This window comes from Acidovorax sp. KNOB132 (assembly GCF_057541515.1).
This window is the reverse complement of sequence record NZ_BAAJYT010000316.1, coordinates 1-3,814: the sequence shown is the minus strand read 5'-3', so window position 1 is coordinate 3,814 and position 3,814 is coordinate 1. Positions and strand designations below refer to the sequence as shown.

Annotated in this window: 4 protein-coding genes; 1 reads left to right on the top strand and 3 read right to left on the bottom strand. The window is 71.3% G+C overall.

The annotated features are described in order from the left end of the window. The 3 genes from AC27IO_RS21685 to AC27IO_RS21675 all read right to left on the bottom strand — a co-directional run. Positions 1-1,871 (bottom strand): hybrid sensor histidine kinase/response regulator (locus AC27IO_RS21685; RefSeq protein WP_498740702.1); only part of this gene is annotated, 1,871 nt, incomplete at its 3' end. 10 nt (positions 1,872-1,881) lie between these two features. After that, a complete protein-coding gene (locus AC27IO_RS21680) occupies positions 1,882-2,349 on the bottom strand; it encodes a YchJ family protein (protein WP_498740700.1) in 468 nt (155 codons plus the stop codon). Further along, complete coding sequence (locus AC27IO_RS21675; protein ID WP_284427288.1) at positions 2,346-3,053, bottom strand: DUF4197 domain-containing protein; 708 nt, start codon at positions 3,051-3,053, stop codon at positions 2,346-2,348. Before AC27IO_RS21675 ends, AC27IO_RS21680 begins: the two co-directional genes overlap by 4 nt. A gap of 119 nt (positions 3,054-3,172) precedes the next feature. Here AC27IO_RS21675 and AC27IO_RS21670 point away from each other — a divergent pair, with 119 nt between their 5' ends. Further along, positions 3,173-3,652 (top strand): DUF421 domain-containing protein, encoded by a 480-nt coding sequence (locus AC27IO_RS21670; RefSeq protein WP_272565338.1) that lies wholly within the window; start codon positions 3,173-3,175, stop codon positions 3,650-3,652. The last annotated feature ends 162 nt before the right edge of the window (positions 3,653-3,814 follow it).

Here is a 3,814-nt window from a genome sequence, read left to right as displayed (position 1 = left end):
CCGGGTCCGTGCGCGCCAGCCAGCGCGACAGCACCGCGTGCAGCGCCTGCGGCGCCAGCGGCTTGCGGAACACGAGGTAGCCGTCGTCCTCGGCCTGCACCAGCGCCGGGGGCGTCGTGCTCGCCGCTCACCATGGCGCCGTGCGCATGGCCGCAGCGCGCCAGCAGCGCCTGCAGCACGGCCAGGCCGCTCTCGCCCGCGCCCAGCCGGTGGTCGCACAGCACGGCATCGGGCACGAAGCCGCCGTCCACCCGGGCCATGGCCTGCGCCCCGGTGGCCGCCCATTGCACCTGCAGCCCCCACGACTGCAGCAGTTGGGACAGCGAAGCGGCGATCTGCGGATCGTCCTCCACCAGCAGGCAACGCCCCTGCAGCGAGGCCATGCGTTCGGCCCAGGGCGCCGCCGGCTGCAGCAAAGGCTCGGCCGACAACGGGCCGCCGGGCTGCGCCGCCGGCAACTCCAGCCAGAAGCACGAGCCCCGGCCCGGCGTGGATTCGAACCCGTGCCCGGCGCCGATCAGCCCCGCCGAGCGGGCCACCACCGACAGCCCCAGGCCGTGCCCTTCGGCCTGCTGCACCTGGGCCTGATCGCTGCGGTAGAACGGTGCATAGATGCGGTGGCGGTCCTTGGGGGCCACGCCCGCACCGGTGTCCCACACCTCGATGCGCCAGCGGCCACCCCGCGCCCGCGCCCCCAGCAGCACCCCGCCCGAGGCGGTGTAGCGCAGCGCGTTCTGCGCCAGGTTGAACACCATCTGGCGCAGCAGCGCCGGGTCGCCGCGCACCGCCGCCTCGCGCTGGCGCGGCAGGCGCAGGCGCAGGTGCAGGCCGCGCAGTTCGGCGTCGGGCGCGAACACGGCGGCCACGTCGTCGAACAGGGCGCGCAGGGACACGGTCTCCTCGCGCACCGTGAAGGTGCCCGCCTCGATGCGCGACAGGTCCAGCAGCGCGTTGAACATGAAGTTCAGCGATCGCACGCAGCTCTGGACGTCCTGCAGCACGGCGTTCAGGCGAACGTCGCCGTTGCGCTGCAGGGCCGTTTCCAGCAGCAGGCCCATGGCGTGCAGCGGCTGGCGCAGGTCGTGGCTGGCGGTGGCGATGAACCGGTTCTTTTCCTCCAGCGCGCGCTCGGCGGCCTCCTTGGCGGCGCGGTACTGCTCCGCCAGCCGCGCGCGCTGGCGCTCCATCTCCACCTGCTGCACCACGAAGCGGCGCGATCCCCAGGCATGGCGGCACAGCACGGCGCCGTACAGCAGCATCAGCGGCAGCAGGTAGTGCCAGCGCTGCGGGAAGTACCAGTAGATCGCCAGCGTGGGCGGCAGGTAGCTGGCCGCGAAATAGCGCCAGAAGATGACCGGCACCGGGGCGAGGAACGTCGTGGCCGACGCGATGACCGCGCACAGCACCATGTACAGGAAGAGCCGGAATTCGAGCGGGGCCGCGGACATCGTGAGAAAGACAGGCAGCGTCCACATCAGCCCCGTCCCCAGGGACAGCCACTGGAAGATGCGCTCCCATTTGGGCACGGCCACCGCATCGGGCAGCGCGGCGTCGCGCTGCAGGCCGCGGCGCAGCCGCAGCAGCCCCAGGGCCACGACCCCGAAGAGCACCCACCAGACGATCAGCGGACCGGGCGGCGCGAAGCGGCCGTAGAACCCCACCAGCACGCCGGGGATGACCACCGCGGCGATCTCCGAGGAGCCTCGCGAGGCCAGCGACTGCAGCAGCCGGCGGCGCACGGCCAGGTCCAGCGCCTGCCCGCCGGCCTCCTCGATCCCGCCGGCCCGGGATGCCGGCGGGCCCAGCACATCGGGGACTGCGGACACGGATGCGGAAACGGGCGTCACCGCGCCGCCGGAGGGATCGGGCATGCGGCAGTGCCTAGCGGAGGTCGCCGTCCACGTAGAACCAGCGCCCGTCCTGCCGCACGAAGCGGCTCAGTTCATGCAGGCGGTGGGCACGGCCGCCGGGCATGCGCTGGCGGGCGACGAACTCGACCTCGGCGCGCCCGCCATCCAGGCGGCGGTGCGCACGCACTTCCAGGCCCAGCCAGCGCACGCCCGGATCGAACGCCACCTGCGCGGGCCGGTGCGCCACCTCCCAGGTGGCCAGCAGGTAGGGCGCCTGCTCGCGCACGAAGGCGGTGTAGCGCGAGCGCATGAGGCTTTCCGCATCGGGCGCGGGGGTGGTGTCGAAGTGGTCGATGTAGCGGCCGCAGCACCCGGCGTAAGGCAAGGGCCGGCGCTGCGGCGAGGGGCCGGAGGAACGGCCGCAGGGGCACGCGGCAAGGCCATCGTGCGGGGCGGGCGATCGTGGGGTGGCCGGGCTCACCGTCTCGCCCCCTGTCATTTCAGCGCCCCGAACACCTTGCGCAGGATGGCGCTGCCCGAGCCGACCGGGTCCTGGCGGATCTTCTTTTCCTCCTCGCCGATCATGAGGTACAGGCCGTCCAGGGTCTTGCCCGTGACGTACTGCGACAGGTTGGCATCTTCCTGCCGGATCAGGCCGAACCCCGCGGCCTTGCTGGCGAAGGCGTTGTACTGCTGCGTGAGCCCCACCTGCTCGATGGCGCGGTTCACCACGGGCAGGAAGCGCTCGCCCAGTGGCACCCGGGTCCTGCGCGCGAAGAACTCGGTCACCGAGGTTTCGCCACCGGCCAGGATGCCCTTGGCATCGGCCACGGTCATCGTCTGCACCGCGCCCACCAGCAGGTCGCGGCCCATCGGCACGGCCTGCTCGGCTGCGCGGTTCATGGAAGTCACCAGTTCGTCGATGCGGCGGCCCTGCCCGAAGCGGCGCATCAGCTCCGCGGCTTTTTCCAGGCGCGCCGGCAGCGCGATGCGCACCTGCGGGTTGCCCAGAAAGCCGTCGGGCCGCCCGAGCAGGGACACGGCGGCCTGCGCGCCCTGCGCCAGCGCGGCTTTCACGCCGCTGGCGGCATCGGCGCCGGACAGGTCGCCCAGCGACAACGCCAGCGCTTGGCCGCGGGCGGCCAGCAGCCCCAGGGCCAGGGCCCCGGCGCACGCGCGGTGGTGGAAGGTGCGACGCTGCATGGCGGTCCTTTGCTGCAAAAACGGAAAGCAAGAAAGCGGCCCGGCTCGGGCCCGAGGGGCGCATTCTTGCAGATGGCACACTGCACCCCGCCCATGTCGGGCGCAACTGGAGAATGGCCATGTTGGCAATGAGCGTGCCGTGGTGGGAATTCATCGTTCGCGGGGTGATCGTGTACCTCTTCCTGCTGGTCTTCCTGCGCCTGACCGGCAAGCGCCAGACCGGGCAGACCGCGCCGTTCGACCTGGTGCTGCTGCTGATCCTGTCGAACGCAGTGCAGAACTCGATGAACGCGGGCGACAACTCCCTGGTGGGCGGGCTCATCTCGGCCCTGACCCTCATCGCCTGCCATGTGCTGCTGGCCCAGCTGACCTTCCACTTCCCGCGCCTGGCGCACCTGGTGGACGGCAAGCCGGAGGTGCTGGTGCAGGGCGGCCAGGTGAACGCCGCACTCATGCGCAAGGAACTGATCTCCACCGAGGACCTCGCCGCCGCGCTGCGCGCCGGGGGCAGCCTGCACCTGCACGAGGTGGAGCGGGCCACCATCGAGACCAACGGCCAGATCACCGTGGTGCTGCGCGAGCGGGGCACAGGATCATGACAAAATAGGCCTCCAGCGCAATATCTTCTAGGGCATATAGCTACAAAAAACCATAGCACTCACCCCCGGCGTGGAAGACGGGTGCGTCAGATGCGCATGGGCATCACGCGTACGTTGAAGGTCTCGTTCTCGGGGATGGTCAGCAGCGCCGAGCTGTTGCCG